Origin of the sequence: Stenotrophomonas sp. SAU14A_NAIMI4_5, from assembly GCF_003086795.1 — a bacterium.
Taxonomy (GTDB): Bacteria; Pseudomonadota; Gammaproteobacteria; order Xanthomonadales; family Xanthomonadaceae; genus Stenotrophomonas.
The window spans coordinates 3,131,468-3,146,843 of record NZ_CP026003.1 but is presented as its reverse complement, the minus strand read 5'-3'; the positions used below and the strand labels follow the sequence as shown (position 1 = coordinate 3,146,843).

The 15,376-nt window shown below is 68.4% G+C and carries 15 protein-coding genes; 9 read left to right on the top strand and 6 right to left on the bottom strand.

Going from position 1 to position 15,376, the window contains the following annotated elements:
• Nucleotides 1–9 precede the first annotated feature (9 nt).
• A complete protein-coding gene (tldD, locus tag C1925_RS14665) occupies nt 10–1,455 on the top strand; it encodes a metalloprotease TldD (protein WP_108769525.1) in 1,446 nt (481 codons plus the stop codon).
• A gap of 41 nt (nt 1,456–1,496) precedes the next feature.
• Here tldD and yjgA read toward each other — a convergent pair whose 3' ends face one another.
• Complete coding sequence (gene yjgA, locus C1925_RS14660) at nt 1,497–2,084, bottom strand: ribosome biogenesis factor YjgA (RefSeq protein WP_108769524.1); 588 nt, start codon at nt 2,082–2,084, stop codon at nt 1,497–1,499.
• Between the two features lie 68 nt (nt 2,085–2,152).
• Between yjgA and pmbA the strand changes: the two genes are divergently transcribed.
• Together pmbA and C1925_RS14650 are read left to right on the top strand one after the other, a co-directional pair.
• Nucleotides 2,153–3,520 carry a metalloprotease PmbA gene (pmbA, locus tag C1925_RS14655; RefSeq protein ID WP_108769523.1) on the top strand — a complete coding sequence of 456 codons (1,368 nt, stop codon included), beginning with the start codon at nt 2,153–2,155 and terminating at the stop codon, nt 3,518–3,520.
• Nucleotides 3,521–3,607: 87 nt separating this feature from the next.
• Nucleotides 3,608–3,970 (top strand): DUF4870 domain-containing protein, encoded by a 363-nt coding sequence (locus tag C1925_RS14650; RefSeq protein ID WP_108769522.1) that lies wholly within the window; start codon nt 3,608–3,610, stop codon nt 3,968–3,970.
• Nucleotides 3,971–4,094: 124 nt separating this feature from the next.
• On the opposite strand, the gene C1925_RS14645 is transcribed toward C1925_RS14650, so the two are convergent.
• From C1925_RS14645 to C1925_RS14625, 5 genes are all read right to left on the bottom strand, one after another.
• The gene (locus C1925_RS14645) at nt 4,095–4,973 is read right to left on the bottom strand and encodes a farnesyl diphosphate synthase (RefSeq protein ID WP_108769521.1); all 879 of its coding nucleotides are present in this window, start codon (nt 4,971–4,973) and stop codon (nt 4,095–4,097) included.
• Nucleotides 4,963–5,223 (bottom strand): exodeoxyribonuclease VII small subunit, encoded by a 261-nt coding sequence (locus C1925_RS14640; RefSeq protein ID WP_108769520.1) that lies wholly within the window; start codon nt 5,221–5,223, stop codon nt 4,963–4,965. The genes C1925_RS14645 and C1925_RS14640 overlap by 11 nt, the downstream gene beginning before the upstream one ends.
• Before the next feature lie 36 nt (nt 5,224–5,259).
• Nucleotides 5,260–6,546 carry a tRNA lysidine(34) synthetase TilS gene (gene tilS / locus C1925_RS14635; RefSeq protein WP_174213513.1) on the bottom strand — a complete coding sequence of 429 codons (1,287 nt, stop codon included), beginning with the start codon at nt 6,544–6,546 and terminating at the stop codon, nt 5,260–5,262.
• A gap of 642 nt (nt 6,547–7,188) precedes the next feature.
• Complete coding sequence (locus C1925_RS14630; RefSeq protein ID WP_108769518.1) at nt 7,189–7,734, bottom strand: WG repeat-containing protein; 546 nt, start codon at nt 7,732–7,734, stop codon at nt 7,189–7,191.
• A complete protein-coding gene (locus C1925_RS14625) occupies nt 7,731–9,437 on the bottom strand; it encodes an alkaline phosphatase (RefSeq protein WP_108769517.1) in 1,707 nt (568 codons plus the stop codon). Before C1925_RS14625 ends, C1925_RS14630 begins: the two co-directional genes overlap by 4 nt.
• Nucleotides 9,438–9,590: 153 nt before the next feature.
• Between C1925_RS14625 and C1925_RS14620 the strand changes: the two genes are divergently transcribed.
• From C1925_RS14620 to C1925_RS14595, 6 genes are all read left to right on the top strand, one after another.
• Nucleotides 9,591–10,925, top strand: coding sequence for a dicarboxylate/amino acid:cation symporter (locus C1925_RS14620; protein WP_108769516.1), 1,335 nt, complete (start codon nt 9,591–9,593; stop codon nt 10,923–10,925).
• 232 nt (nt 10,926–11,157) lie between these two features.
• Nucleotides 11,158–11,697, top strand: coding sequence for a hypothetical protein (locus tag C1925_RS14615; protein WP_108769515.1), 540 nt, complete (start codon nt 11,158–11,160; stop codon nt 11,695–11,697).
• A complete protein-coding gene (locus tag C1925_RS14610; protein ID WP_108769514.1) occupies nt 11,694–12,317 on the top strand; it encodes a hypothetical protein in 624 nt (207 codons plus the stop codon). The genes C1925_RS14615 and C1925_RS14610 overlap by 4 nt, the downstream gene beginning before the upstream one ends.
• 45 nt (nt 12,318–12,362) lie before the next feature.
• Nucleotides 12,363–13,745 carry an adhesin gene (locus tag C1925_RS14605; protein WP_108769513.1) on the top strand — a complete coding sequence of 461 codons (1,383 nt, stop codon included), beginning with the start codon at nt 12,363–12,365 and terminating at the stop codon, nt 13,743–13,745.
• A 139-nt stretch (nt 13,746–13,884) separates the two neighbouring features.
• Complete coding sequence (locus C1925_RS14600) at nt 13,885–14,589, top strand: C39 family peptidase (protein ID WP_108769512.1); 705 nt, start codon at nt 13,885–13,887, stop codon at nt 14,587–14,589.
• 13 nt (nt 14,590–14,602) lie between these two features.
• Nucleotides 14,603–15,352 carry a hypothetical protein gene (locus C1925_RS14595; protein WP_108769511.1) on the top strand — a complete coding sequence of 250 codons (750 nt, stop codon included), beginning with the start codon at nt 14,603–14,605 and terminating at the stop codon, nt 15,350–15,352.
• The last annotated feature ends 24 nt before the right edge of the window (nt 15,353–15,376 follow it).

Genomic DNA, 15,376 nt, shown 5'->3' with positions numbered 1-15,376 from the left:
ATCGAGACCATGACTGATAACGCACTGACGCTTGCCCAGGACCGCCTGCTACGCCCCGGCGGCCTGGATACCGCCGGCCTGGAGCGCACCTTCGGCCAGCTGCTCGGCCCGGGCGTGGACTTCGGCGACCTGTATTTCCAGCATGCCCGGCGTGAAAGCTGGAGCGTGGAAGACGGCATCGTCAAGGACGGCGCCCATTCCATCGAGCAGGGCGTGGGCGTGCGCGCCATCGCCGGCGAGAAGACCGGCTTCGCCTATTCCGATGACATCCATGCCGACGCGCTGCTGACCGCCGCGCAGTCGGCCCGCGCGATCTCGCGCGAAGGCGGCGCCCAGGCCGGACGTTCGCTGCTGCGCGGCGACGCGCGCGCGCTGTACCCGACCCTGGACCCGATCGACAGCCTGGGCAACGAGGCCAAGGTCGAGGTGCTCAAGCGCCTGGACGGCTATCTGCGTGCCGCCGACCCGCGGGTGAAGCAGGTGATGGTGAGCCTGTCCGGTGGCGTCGACACCGTGCTGGTGGCCCGCACCGACGGCGTGCTGGGTGCCGACGTGCGCCCGCTGGTGCGGCTGAACGTGCAGGTGATCGTCGAGCAGAACGGCCGCCGTGAATCGGGCTATGCCGGCGGCGGTGGCCGCTATGGCTATGCCGAACTGTTCGCCGATGGCCGCCCCGAAGCCTTCGCCCGCGAGGCCCTGCGTCAGGCGCTGGTGAACCTCGAAGCCGTACCGGCCCCGGCCGGCGTGATGCCGGTGGTGCTCGGCCCGGGCTGGCCCGGCGTGCTGCTGCATGAAGCCGTGGGCCACGGCCTGGAAGGTGACTTCAACCGCAAGGGCACCAGTGTCTACGCCGGCCGCATCGGCGAACGCGTGGCCGCCCCGGGCGTGACCATCGTCGATGACGGCACCCTGGACGGGCGTCGCGGCTCGCTCAACATTGATGACGAGGGCCACCCGAGCCAGTGCACCACGCTGATCGAGGACGGCATCCTGGTCGGCTACATGCAGGACAGCCTCAATGCGCGCCTGATGGGCGTGGCGCCGACCGGCAACGGCCGTCGCGAGTCGTTCGCGCACCTGACCATGCCGCGCATGACCAACACCTACATGCGCGCCGGCGAGCACGATCCGCAGGAAATGATCCGCTCGGTGAAGAAGGGCCTGTATGCGGTCAACTTCGGCGGCGGCCAGGTCGACATCACCAGCGGCAAGTACGTGTTCTCGGCCACCGAGGCCTACCTGATCGAGGATGGCCGGATCACCGCGCCGGTGAAGGGTGCGACCCTGATTGGCAACGGCCCGGAAACCATGCAGAAGGTGCGCATGGTCGGCAACGACCTGGCCCTGGACGAGGGCGTCGGCATCTGCGGCAAGGATGGCCAGAGCGTGCCGGTGGGCGTGGGCCAGCCCTCGCTGCTGATCGAAGGCATCACCGTCGGCGGTACCCAGGCCTGAGCCGGGCGATGGCCAGCGCCAGCGCCCGGGCCGGCGGGGACTCAGTCCTCGTCGGCTTCGTCGGTCTCGACGTCGTCGGCCTCATCGGCCGCGGCCTTCAGGCCCAGCGCCGCCGGCAGCATCAGCGTGCGCAGCACCTGGAAGATCTCGCGGTAGGCGCGCGGCGGCTTGTTCTTGGCCTTTTCGGCCTGGGCGTTGCGCACCAGCGTACGCAGCTGCTGGCGGTCGGCCTGCGGGTACTCGTCGAGAAGGGCACCCAGCGCCTTGTCGCCGTCGGCCAGCAGGCGCTCGCGCCAGTCCTCGGCGCGGTGCATCATCGCCACTTCGCGGCGGCCGGTTTCGCTGTTGGCGTCCAACGCATCGCGGATCGCGTCCAGCGTGGCGTCTTCCTCGCGGCGCATGTGCTTGGCCAGGAACGCCAGCTGGCGCTTGTGGGCGATGTGGGCGGTGATCCGCTTGCACTCGGCGATATGCGGCAGCAGGTCTTCCGGCACCGGCAGGCGCGCCAGCTGGGCCGGGGTCAGCGACACCAGCTTCTCGCCCAAGGCCAGGACATCGAGCGCGTCGCGCCGGTTCTGGCTGCGGCTCTTGTCGTGGAATTCACCGGTTTCTTCGTCGCGTCCGCGCATCGTCCATACCTGATTTCAAAAAAAGTCGCCCGGCGTGATGCCGGGCCCAACCCGCACAGGATAAAGCATTGAACGTGATCGCCCCTGAAGTGGCCGTCGGCGACGACAGCCCGGCCCGTCTGGAACGCCTGGCCGACCTTTCCCAGCAGCTGCTGGAGCGCGCCCGCGCGCTGGGCGCCAGCCAGGCCGAAGTGAGCTGCAGCGAAGACCGCGGGATGGAAGTGAACGTCCGTCTCGGCGAGGTCGAGACCGTGCAGTCCACCCGCGACCGCGGCATCGCCGTGACCGTCTATTTCGGCCAGCGCAAGGGCAGCGCCAGCACCGCCGACCTGAACGAGGCGAGCCTGGCGGCCACCGTCGAGCAGGCCTGCGCGATCGCCCGCCACACCGAGGACGACCCGGCTGCCGGCCTGGCCGACGCGACGCTGATGGCCCGCGATTTCCCCGACCTGGACAGCTGGCACCCCTGGGCACTGCAGGCCGACGAGGCGGTGGACCTGGCCCTGGCCTGCGAAGCGGCCGGCCGCGAGGCCGACCCGCGGATCAGCAATTCCGACGGCGCCTCGGTGTCGAGCATGCAGAGCGTCTCGGTGTACGCCAATTCGCACGGTTTCATCGGCCGCGAGCGCGGCACCCACCATTCGGTCGGCTGCGCCCTGATCGCCGGCAGCGGCGATGGCATGCAGCGCGACGGCTGGTACACCGGCGGCCTGGCCCGCGAGGACCTGGAGGCGGCCGACCACGTGGGCCGCCGCGCCGCCGAGCGCACCGTTTCCCGCCTGCAGCCGCGTTCGTTGCCGACCGGCAGCATGCCGGTGCTGTTCGCCCCGGAAGTGGCGCGCAGCCTGGTCGGCCACCTGCTGTCGGCGGTGTCCGGCGGTGCCCTGTACCGCCAGGCCAGCTTCCTGCTGGACAGCGTGGGACAGCAGCTGTTCCCGGACTGGATGCAGATCGAGGAGCTGCCGCACCTGCGCCGCGGCCTGCGCTCGGCGGCCTTCGATGGCGACGGCGTGGCTACCCGGGCCTCGGCCCTGGTCCGTGACGGCGTGCTGCAGCGCTACGTGCTGGGCAGCTATTCGGCGCGCAAGCTGGGCCTGCAGACCACCGCCAATGCTGGCGGCGTGCACAACCTGCAGCTGGCGGCCAACGCCGGTTCGCTGCAGGACATCGCCCGCCAGATGGGCCAGGGCCTGCTGGTGACCGAGCTGATGGGGCAGGGCGTGAACGGGGTGACCGGCGATTATTCGCGGGGCGCCGGCGGCTTCAAGGTCGAGAACGGCGAGATCCAGTACCCGGTCGACGGCATCACCATCGCCGGCAACCTGCGGGAGATGTTTGCCGCCATCGAAGCGGTCGGCAGCGACGTCGACCCGCGCTCGCACATCCGCACCGGCTCGATCCTGGTAGGGCGGATGACCATCGCCGGTAATGATTGATGCCATTGATGGCGTAAGCTATGCGCGCCTGACGCGACCGGCCTGCTGCCGGGCGGTCAAGACCACCCAAAAACAAGGAGTTTTGTCGTGAGCGATTTCGAAAACGTGCCGGCCGCCTCGAGCGTGCCGAGCGACCAGCGCACCATGGCGCTGGCAGCGCACCTGCTGGGCATCTTCACCGGTTTCATCGGTGCCCTGATCATCTGGCTCATCAACAAGGATGACGCCGGCAAGGGCTTCGTCACCGACCAGTCCAAGGAAGCGCTGAACTTCCAGATCACCGTCGCCATCGCGGTGCTGGTCTGCGTGATCCTCAGCTTCGTCATCATCGGCGCCATCCTGATGCCGATCGTGTACGTGGCCAACCTGGTCCTGTGCATCATCGCTGCAGTGAAGTCCAACAACGGCGAAACCTACCGTTACCCGTTCACCCTGCGCCTGATCAAATAAGCGGCAACGATCAACGACGCAGAAAGAAGCGCCCGGCAATGCCGGGCGTTTCCATTTGGGGCGCGTACGGTAGCGCCGGGCCATGCCCGGCGAGCGCGACGCGCGGCTGCGTCAGCGCATTCGCTCAGTGATCGCGTTCCACCGCCAGCGTCGCCAGCGCACGCAGTGCGTCGGCCTCTTCGCCATGGCCGGCCAGCACCGACTGCATGCGCGCTGCCAGTTCACGCAGGTGCGCCTTGGCACCGTCCATGCCCAGCAGAGCCGGGAAGGTGCTCTTGTCCTGCGCCTGGTCCTTGCCGGCGGTCTTGCCCAGCTGCTCGGAACTGGCTTCGACATCGAGGATGTCATCGCGCACCTGGAAGGCCAGGCCGAGCGCATCGGCGAAGTCATCCAGCTGGGCCAGCCGTGCCTCGGGGGCGTGGCCGCACAGCGCACCCATGCGCACCGCAGCGCGGATCAGCGCACCGGTCTTCAGCGCGTGCATGCGGGTGAGCGCGGCCAGCGACTGCTGCTGGCCGGTGGCATCGATATCCAGCGCCTGGCCACCGCACATGCCGGACGCACCGGAGGCGTGGGCCAGGGTCTGCAGGCAGGCCACGCGCAGGGCGGCCGGCAGCGGCGCATCGGCCAGCAGGCCGAACGCACGGGTCTGCAGGGCATCGCCGGCGAGGATCGCAGTGGCCTCGTCGTAGGCGATATGGGTGGTGGGCTTGCCGCGGCGCAGGGCGTCGTCGTCCATCGCCGGCAGGTCGTCATGCACCAGCGAATAGGCGTGGATCATCTCCACCGCCATGGCGGCGGCATCGAGCTGGTCCAGCGGCGCGCCGAACAGCTGGCCGCTGGCATACACCAGCAGCGGGCGCATGCGCTTGCCACCGCCCAGCACCGAATAGCGCATTGCCTGGTGCAGGCGTTGCGGCGCATCGGCTGGCGAGGGCAGGGCGGCGTCGAGCTGGCTTTCGATACGGTCGCGCCAGCGGGCGAACTGCGCTTCAGCCGTCATGGCTGGGCGGGTCGAAGGGTTCTGCGGTTTCGAGCTGGGCGGGATCGCTGAGCAGGCGCACGCGCAGTTCGGCCTGCTCCAGCGCCTGCTGGCACTGGCGGTACAGACCGACGCCACGTTCGTAAGCACTGAGCGAAGCTTCCAGGCTCAGCTCGCCGGTTTCCATCTGCTCCACCAGTTGTTCCAGCGATTCGAGCGAGTGCTCGAACTGGGCAACGGGGGAGGCGTTTTCGGGGGACTTCTTGGCCATGCGACAAGTGTGGACGGCTGCCGCGCGGGGGTCAATTCACCAGCCGCCCGGTCGCCACTGCAACTGCGCATCGTGGTCCTGCAGCCAGGCCTGCAGCGACGCGGAAACGACCACGTCCGCGGCCGCCAGCAGCTGCCCGCCGTCGAACAGCAGCGGCAGCTGCGCACGCCGCCATGGCGCCAGGTGCTCGCGCTGCAGGCAGTCCTTCAACGCGTGTGAATGGGTGCGCCCGGGCAGCGCGATGCGTTCGCCACCCTGCCGCGCACGCACCTGCAGGGGCCGGTCGAAGGCTGCGCCGCCGAGCAGGCGCAGCTGTCCGCCATCGGGCAGCGGTAGCGGCGCACGGCCATCCCACGCGGCCTGCCAGTCCGCGGGCAGGGCGGGCAGGTGTGCCGGCAGCAGGTAGGCGTGGCCACGCCATTGCTGGATGGCGTGATCCTGCCAGCGCACCTGCGCCTGGCGATCGCTGGATGCTTCCAGCAGTTCCTGCTGCAGTTGCCGCAGCACCGTGGCCGGCAGCGGTGCGGCGCCATGCGCGCGCACCCAGGCACGCAGCACGCGTGCACCGCGCGCGGGCGACACCTGGCGCAGCAGTTCCAGCGACAGCACGCGGGGCGCCACTTCGAGATGGGCGATCAGTTCGGCATCTTCCTCGTCCAGCAACGCGCGGGTCTGCGCGCAGTGGTCGGCGCTGCCGGCCAGTGCCGCGGCCGCGTGCGGCCAGCGCTGGCGCAGCAGCGGCATCACGTGCAGGCGCAGGAAGTTGCGGTCGGCATCGTCGCGTGCGTTGCTGGGGTCTTCGATCCAGCGCAGGGCATGCGTCTGCGCGTAGTCGCGCAGCGCGTCGCGTGCGGTGTGCAGCAGCGGCCGCCACAGGCGATGGTCGTGCAGGGTGCTGTCGACGGCCATCGCCGCCAGGCCATCGATGCCGGAGCTGCGCAGTGCACGCAGCAGGAAGGTTTCGGCCTGGTCGTCGAGGTGCTGGGCCAGTGCCAGGGTTTCGCCGTCCCGCAGTTCAGCGGCGAAGGCCGCGCGTCGCGACTGGCGTGCCGCTGCTTCCAGGCCGAGGCCGGCAGCGGTGTCGACCTGCACGCGATGCACGGCGAGTTCGATGCCCAACGCATCGCATTGCTGCTGGCAGTGCGCTACCCAGGCATCGGCGCTGGCCTGCAGTCCGTGGTGCACGTGCACGGCGCGCGGCGGTGTGCCGCTGGCGTGGGCGCAGCGTTGCAGCCAGTGCAGCAGCACGGTCGAGTCCAGGCCGCCGCTGTAGGCGACGAGCAGCGGGGTTTCCAGCGCTACCAGAGTGGGAAAGGTACTCACGGCGGGAAGTATAAGGGGGGGGGCTGGCAGGGCTGCGCCCTGCACCTGCCGAAGCCGAAGCCAGAGCAACGGCAGAAGCGGGTTTCCTGAGGGATGGCGGGGTGGGTCCGGTTGAGGGGGACGCTGCAAGTACGTCCATGTAAGCTCGGTCGCCGCATCCATGCGGCTCACGCCCCCTCAACCGGACCCACCCCGCCTTCGACAGTTCTCCGCGATCTGTCGGAACGGCGTTCTGCTCTGGTGGGGGCCGACCGTTGGTCGGCACGGATGAATTCATTCGATATCTGATGGAAAAATCGTGTCGACCAAGGTCGACACCTACCAACAGCCGCCGTTACCAGTAGATCCACGCCATGCGTGGATGAATTCATTCGATATCTGACAGATGTGCCGACCAACGGTCGGCACCCACCAACAGCAGCCGTTGCCCACAGCCGCGTGAACCTGTCGAAGGCGGGGCACTGTGGGTTTGCGGGGTGTGAGCCGCATGGATGCGGCGACCAAGCCCCCATGGACGGGTTTACGGCGTCCCCGCAAACCCACAGTGCCCCGCCAACCCACGGAATGCCGCTCTTGACGTTGAGGTTGCCGGCCAGCGGCCGGCACTACCGGGGGTGCAGGGCGCAGCCCTGCAAAAAAAACCTATTTGACCCGACGGCCCGTGCGGTCGATGCGGAACCACTCGCCGCCTTCCATCGGCGTATGCCCATCGCCATCCGGCGTGCCGCGCCTGCACCCGTTGCAGACCTCCGCCACGCCGTCCTCGAACGGCCACGCGAAATCGAACAGCGCCGGAATCACCTGGCGGAACTGCAGGTCGAAGTAGCCCACGCGGTCACCCACGCGCCCGCGCAGCAGGCCTTCCTGCGGCGTGTCCGCGCCGTTGTCCCACGCCAGCACCGGCAGGCTGCGGCCGCGGCGTGCCACGTAGTGGAAGCCTTCATCGGCATGCACGACCGCCAGGCCCTGCGCGTCGTACTGCAGGGCCTTCAGCGCGTCAGCACTGAGCTTCAACTGGTGTCCGTCCACCGCGCAGCCGGGCAGGGCCACCAGGCCCTGTTCTTCCGTCAGCTGCGTGCACGCCGGCGCCTGCGCCCACGCCGCACCGCTGGCCAGCAGGCCGCACAGCGCCAGCGACCGCGCGAGGCGGCCGCTGGCAGACGACGGCCGCTCAGGCCGTGCCGTCACTGCGCCTCGGCCTTGCGCTCGAAGGCGGTCGGCGCCGGCAGCTGGACCGGCACGCCCTTGTCGTCGCAGGTGCCGGCCTGGCACAGGCGCTCGCGCAGGGCCGGGGTGGCCTGCACGATCATGTGGTAGATCGCGTTCTGTTCCAGGGTGCCGCGGATGGCCTTGCTGCCCGGGCCGCGTGCCCAGATGCCCACGTCTTCGCCACCGTGCGATTCGGACTTCATCGGCACCAGCGCTTCCTGCATGTAATCCGGATGCTCGGTGTCCACGTCATGCAGGTTCGGGCGGCCGTTGGCCTGTTCGAAGCTGCTCGGGTTGTGCGGGTAGACCTTGGGGCCGGCCGGCTGCTGGTTGGTCGTGCCGGTGTGGCCCGGGCCGTTGGCGTAGCTCAGCGTGGTATAGGGCTGGCCGTTGCCATCCAGCGCGTAGTCCAGCTTGCCGGCGCCATCTTCGCCGCCCTTGTCCTTCACCTTGCCCAGGATCGGGTTGCCGCGTGCCGGGTAGCCGACGAAGTTGAGGGTGTGCGAGTGGTCGGCGGTGACGATGATCAGGGTGTCGTCGGCCGAGGTCAGTTCGTTGGCCACGCGCACCGCGTCGGACAGGGCGACGGTTTCGGTGAGGGCGCGGTAGGCGTTGCCGCTATGGTTGGCGTGGTCGATGCGCGCGCCTTCGATCATCAGCACGTAGCCTTCCTGGTGCTGCGCGAGGTTCTTGATCGCCGCGGCGGTCAGCTCGGCCAGGCTCGGCTCACCGGCGGGGTCCTGCGGGCGCTCGTACTCGTAACGCATGTGGTCCGGCTCGAACAGGCCGAGGATGGCCGGCGCGGTGGCCGCGGCCGCCAGCTGCGTGCTGTTCCAGACGTAGGCACCCTGCGGATGCGACTGCTGCCATTCCTGCACCAGGCTGCGCCCGTCCAAGCGCTGGCCGACCTTGTCGTCGTACTCGGGGTCGCGTTCTTCCACGGTGGTGAATTCACCACGGCCGCCGCCGAGGGCGACCAGCGGGCCACGGCCATAGCGCGAGGTCGACAGCAGCTGCTGGGCGATGTCCTTGCAGCCGGCGGCCTTGGCGACGTCGGTCAGGTCGGTGTCGTTTTCCCAGTTGCGCTCGGGCGAGTGCGCGTAGGTCGCGGCCGGGGTGGCGTGGGTCAGGCGTGCGGTGGAGACGATGCCGGTGGCCAGGCCGGCGCTGTCGGCCAGCTGCAGCCAGGTCAGCAGGCCCTTGGACAGGCTGTCGGCGCAGTCGCTGCGGCTGCCGGCGCTGACGCCGATCGCACCCATGTGGGTCTTCACGCCGGTGGTGATGGCGGTCATCGTGCCGGCCGAGTCCGGCGTCTGCGAATCGGTGTTGTACGTCTTGCTGAACGCCGTGGCCGGGAAGCGCTCCCAGGACAGCAGGTTCTCTTCGCCCGAACCGCCCTTCTGCTGGCCTTCGTAGATGCGCGAGGCGGCGACGGTGGTCAGGCTCATGCCGTCACCCAGGAACAGGATGACGTTTTTCGCCTTGCCGGACATCGCGCCATTGGCGGCCGCCTGGGCGGCGCCGCTGCGGTACCACCACTGCGGGGTCTCGCCGGCCGGATGGGCGACCGGATCAACGGCGACCTTCAGGCCGGCCGGGGCGGAGGCGGGGGTGGTGCTGGCGCAGGCGCCCAGCAGCAGGGTGGTGGCACAGGCGGCCAACAGGGAGACGGAACGACGCATGGACGCTGGGATCTCACAAAGTGTAACGGGGCGTTCATTATGCCCAACCCTGCAATGCACGCCGATGACACACTGTTTGCCGGTGGGGCGGTCGTACCGCCTGCCCGCTTGGGCTATCGTGCCAGCATCCCTTCCTTCCCCCCTGGATTGCCTATGAAGCTGGTCTCTGCCTGGCTGCGGATTCCATTCTGGCAGCGCGTGGTCGGTGGCTTCGTGCTCGGCGCGCTGGCGGGCTGGGCGCTTGGCCCGGCCGCTGAAACGTGGTTCGGCCCGCTCGGCGAGCTGTACGTCACCCTCATCAAGATGATCGCGGTACCGCTGGTGTTCTTCGCGGTCATCAACGCCATCTCCTCGCTGCACGGCCAGAAATCGGTCGCCGCGCTCAGTGGCCGCACGTTCCTGTGGTTCGTCATCACCGCCGCGCTGGCGGTGTGCGTGGGCCTGGGCGTGGGCACGGTGCTGCAGCCCGGCGCCGGTGGCCTGCAGCTGTCGATGGCCAACAACTACGTGCCGCGCGAAGTACCCAGCGTGGTGCAGGTGCTGCTGGACGTGGTGCCGTCCAACGTGTTCTACGCGCTGTCGGGCATCGGCACCAAGGTCAACGCCGCGGGCGAGACCGTGCTGGCGGCCGGCCGTGGTTCGATCCTGCCGGTGATCTTCTTCGCCGGCCTGGTCGGCTTCGCCATCGTCAAGCTCGGCGAGAAGGTGACCGAGGCGCGCAAGCTGGTCGGCCAGATGAGCGACATCATGATCCAGGTGACCCGCTTCGTACTGGAAGTCACCCCGATCGGTACGTTCGGCCTGATCGCCGGCCTGGTCGGCAGCTACGGCTTCGAGAAGCTGCTGCCGCTGGGCCATTTCGTGCTGGCCCTGTACGTGGCCTGCGCGCTGCACATCATCGTGGTCTACAGCGCGCTGCTGCTCTCGCACGGGCTGAATCCGCTGAAGTTCTTCCGCGGTGCCGCGCCGGGCATGCAGGTGGCGTTCGTCAGCTCGTCCAGCTTCGCGGCGATGCCGGTGGCGCTGCGTTCGATCACCCACAACCTGGGCGTCAACAAGGACTATGGTTCGTTCGCCGTGCCGCTGGGCGCGAGCATCAAGATGGACGGCTGCGGTGCGATCTACCCTGCGCTGTGCGCGGTGTTCATCGCCCAGTACAGCGGCGTGCCGCTGACGCCGGAGCAGTACGTGGTGGTGCTGATCGCATCGGTGCTGGGCAGCTTCGGCACGGCCGGCGTGCCGGGCACGGCGGTCATCATGGCCACCGTGGTGCTGAGTGCGGCCAACCTGCCGCTGGAAACCATCGGTTACCTGTACGCGATCGACCGCATCCTGGACATGATGCGGACCATGACGAACGTGACGGGCCAGATGCTGGTGCCGGTGCTGGTGGCCAAGGAAACCGGCCTGCTCGACCAGTCGGTGTACGACAACCCTTCGACCAACGTCGGCCTGGATGATCCCGACCCGACCCCGCCGCGTAGCTGAAGCGGCACTGCAACGGGCTGTATCAGCACCTGTAACACCGCTGATACAGCCCCTGCCAAGCCTTGTGCAGCGTTGTTTCCTGCACGTTAAGGCAAACGAAATCCGAACGCCTCTGTAACACCCTGCTGGCAACGCGCCACCCCCTCGACTGGCTGAACCGCTTGCTACCAAGCGATTTGGAAGTTGGCACGGAAGCTGCTCTGTCCCTGCGCATACGCAACGGGAGAGCGGCATGGACAGCAGCAGCACCCATCTCGGTTCCTCGGTCCGGCAGCTGGCGCTGCTGCTGGCCCTGGCCTGCCCGCTGGCGGCCGCCGCCTCGGGTGCGCGCCAGGGAGTGAAGGCGCAGCCGGGCGAGATCGTCCTGCTGCGCGATGTGGCCGCACGTCCGGCCTATCGCATGGCGCCGCCCGGCATGGCGTTGATCGCCGATCCCAAACCGCAGCATGAGATCGCCACCGCACTCGGCAGCGGCGGCGGCTCCAGCGGCATGGATGAATTGAGCGATGACGACTATGCCGGGCTCGGGGCGGGGCAGACCGGCCGCATGGCCGCGCCAGGCGGCACCACCGTGGAGCGGGTGACCCACCAGGCCCTCGGCGGCACGCTGGGCCGTTCCAGTGACGGCGCGCTCGGCGGCAACAGCCTGGGCGGTGCGATGAGCGGCCCGCTCGGCGCCGTCGGCAACACCACCCGCGGCATCGGCGATACCGTGCGCGGCGCGCTGGCGCAGTTCCCGCTGGGCGCGGCACCGCAGGGAGGTGGCAAGTGAATCGCGCGGCGCGTGGCGCGCTGCTGCTGGTGCTGGCGGGTGCGCCCGCACTGGCCTGGGCCGATGATTACAGCGGCATGCTGTCCTATCTGGACGTGGCCCGTATCGGCGACCGCGCGCTGGCCGGTGCCAGTGGCGCCATCATGGTCAACCAGGCCAGCGGCGACCTGAACATCCAGTCCAACCTGCAGGGCATGGCCACCGGCGACCAGGCCAACGTCGCCATCGCCGCGCGCCAGCAGCGCCATGCCGACGTGGTGCTGTCGGGGCCGCTGCAGGCCAGCGCACATATCGAAGGCCAGGCGCTGAACGGCGCCAGTGGCATCGCATCGATCAACCAGGCCAGTGGCATCGCCAACACGACGCTCAACGTCGTCAGCGCGACGCTGGCCCGGCAAGGGATACGCGAGACCGACGACGCGGCTTTGGCGGCGTCGGACATCGCGTCAACAGGGGGGCAGGGCGACACCGGCGACGGTGTTGCGGCGGGTATCCGCAGCGTCGGGGTTTCCGCCTCGGCACTGCGGGGCTTCGACGGTGTCCTGCAACTCAATCAGATCGCGGGAGCCCGCAACGACACGGCCAACGTGCTTGGCATGGTCGTCCAGGGCAACCCGTGAGCAGTACCCACCACCCGATGTATCACTGATGAGAGAGAGGACACCATGAACGCGACTTTCAAGAAGTCTCTGCTCGCCATGGCAATTGCTTCTGCCTCGACCGCCGCCGCGGCCAATGGCTGGGACAACCAGAACGCCAACGCGAACATCAACCACAACCATGTCGTGACCGAAACCCGCAACGACACCCACAACCACACCGACAACGAGGTCCGCAACTGGACCCGTACCAACACCACGGTACGCAACAACACCGACAGCTCGAGCGTGACCCGCAACCGTACGGTCAACGAGCAGGTACAGAAGAACAGCAACATCCAGGCCGACGAGCGCAAGGAAAAGAACAACCACGGCGTCGACGTGAACCTGGAAAAGGACCTGCGCCTGAGCAGCGACGTGATCTTCTCCGGCGATCCGACCATCACCGGTGACATCGACCTGGATTCGGCCGCCATCGCGGTCATCGACAACCGCCAGTCGATCAGCCACAACGCCGCGTCCAACAGCCTGGTCACCAACAGCGCCTCGATCGCCGATGACGTCGGCTCGGGTGCCTCGGGCAACCTCGGCTTCAACGTCGTGGCCGGTGACAACAACGCGCAGGACAATGCGGCTTCGCTGTCCGCCGCTGACGCGTCCTTCAGCTTCGGCATGGCCGACGCCGAAGTGTTCGTCAACCAGTCCGGCATGGGCAACACCACCATGAACTCCGGCGTCACCAACGCTGCCGGCCTCGGTGGCAATGCCTTCAGCGGCGCGTCCGGCAACATCGGCGTGAACATCGCGTCGGGCAACAACAACGAGCAGAAGAACGCGCTCGCTGCGTCGGTGGCCACCAGCGCGATGGCCCAGTCCAGCATCAGCTCCAACCAGGTGTCCAGCGGCAATGCCGTGAGCAATGCCGGCTTCGTGCAGTCCTACACCGATACGGTGCAGGTCGGCATGAGCGGCGGTGTCAGCGGCCTCACCCTGGCCTATGGCGCCGGCACCTACAGCGGCCGTGGCAATGCCTACCAGATGGCCAACTACTATCTGGATACCTGGAGTGGCGACCTGCCGCACCCGGGTGGCAACGCGACCGGCCACATCGATCTGGACAACGAGATCCAGAACGCGACGCCGAACCCGTACCGTCAGGGCGTCGGTGGCCTGGGCTTCGATACGCGTGAAAGCGGCACCAGCCAGTTCGTCGAACTGGGCGTCGCCGACCTGTACGCCAGCCTGAGCGGCACCGTCACGACCACCCGCTGGGTGAACGTGAATGCGACCAACACCTCGGCGCTGTCGGGCAGTGCGTTCTCGGGCGCCTCCGGCAACATCGGCGTGAACGTCGCCTCGGGCACCGGCAACCTGCAGGCCAACAGCCTGGCCCTGGCCGTGGCACAGCCGAGCACCGGTGGCGGTGGCGGCACCGGCGGCGGCGAGTAACACCTGGCGTGACCGCTTTCGCAGCGAAGCTGCGTTGAGTGCAACAAGCCCGGCCATCCGCCAATGGCCGGGTCCCCCGGGAGCCCCTGCTCCTCCTCCCCCTTGGGGCAGGGGCTCCTTCCTTCTGCTGGAGGGCACCATGGCCGCACACCGCTGCTGGATCCGCCTGCTGTCCTGCCTGCTGTTGCTGGGCAGCGCCCACGCCTGGGCAGGCGACGTCAAGTTCACCGGCGTACTGCCCAACGGCGCGCTGATGCAGCAGAAGGTGGAGAGCATGCAGGAGCGGCGCTACCGCAACCTGGTGCGGCAACACACCGATTACAGCTGTGGCGCGGCCGCACTGGCCACCATCCTGCGCTACGCCTACCACCTGGACACCACGGAAGCGACGGTGATCGAAGGGATGATGGGCGTGTCCGATCCGCAGCTGGTGAAGGAACGCGGTTTCTCGCTGCTGGACATCAAGCGCTATGTCGAATCGCTCGGCATGCGCGGGCGGGGCTACCGCATCGATGAAAGCCGGCTGCGCAACCTGCGCGTGCCCGGCCTGGTGCTGATGGACGTACGCGGGTTCCGCCACTTCGTGGTGCTCAAGCAGGTCCGTGGCGGCATCGTCGAGGTGGCCGACCCCATCCTCGGCAACCGCAGCCTGTCCCTGGCCGAATTCAACGAAGCGTGGCCGTCGCGCGCTGTTTTCGTCGTCATCGGCAGCGACTTCGATCGCAACACTGTTCTTCTGCAACCCAGCGAGCGGCCCAGTGCGCGTGCGTTGTACGCGCGGCAGGGCCCGATCACCGATGCCGAACTGGTCGATTTCGGCTTCAGCCATGCCGACCTGTTCTGAAGGAGGCCCGATCATGCTGTGCCAACGTTTGTTGATCGCCACGCTGCTGCTGTTGCCGGTGCTGCCCGCCTGGGCCGCTGAAGGCGCACCAGGGCGCGGCCTGAAGGAAATACCCGATCCCGAACTGAACCTGATGCGTGGTCGCTACACCGTGGGCGGCAACAACGTGGCCTGGTTCGGGGTAACGATGATTTCGCAATGGCAGGGTGCCAACGGCAGCAGCGTGCAGGGCGCGCTGACCCTGGGCATGGACTTCCGCCAGGGCAGTACGCCGCGGCTGACGTTCCAGCCGCACGTGCAGGTCACCAACGCCGATGCCCCGATGCCCACCCCGGACGGACGCAGCATCGACAGCAGCGGCCTAGCCAACGCCACCGGCCTGGTGCAGGCGGTGCAGGTGGCCGGCGATGGCAACACCGCGCGCAACGTGACCACCTTGACCGTGCGTGATGGCGCGGTGCCGACCACCACCGACGATGGCAACCGCATCGCCCAGATGCAGCAGGGCGGGACCAGTGCCACGGCGGTGCTCGATGGCAACCAGGCGCGCCTGATGCTGCAGATCGACGGCCAGGGCCTGGTCCAGCAGTGGATCCGCAATGGCAGCGTCGGCCAGGGCATCGCCCTGTCCGGTGATGGGCAAGTGGCAAGCAACCGGCTGCAGCTTGAGCTGGTACGCAGCACCGTGGCCAGCAACCAGCCGTTGAGCCAGAGCGTGGCCCAGGCGATCGCGCTGAACCGCGGCATGGGCCCGGGCCAGTAATACGGCCCGGTCAAGGGGGAAGGA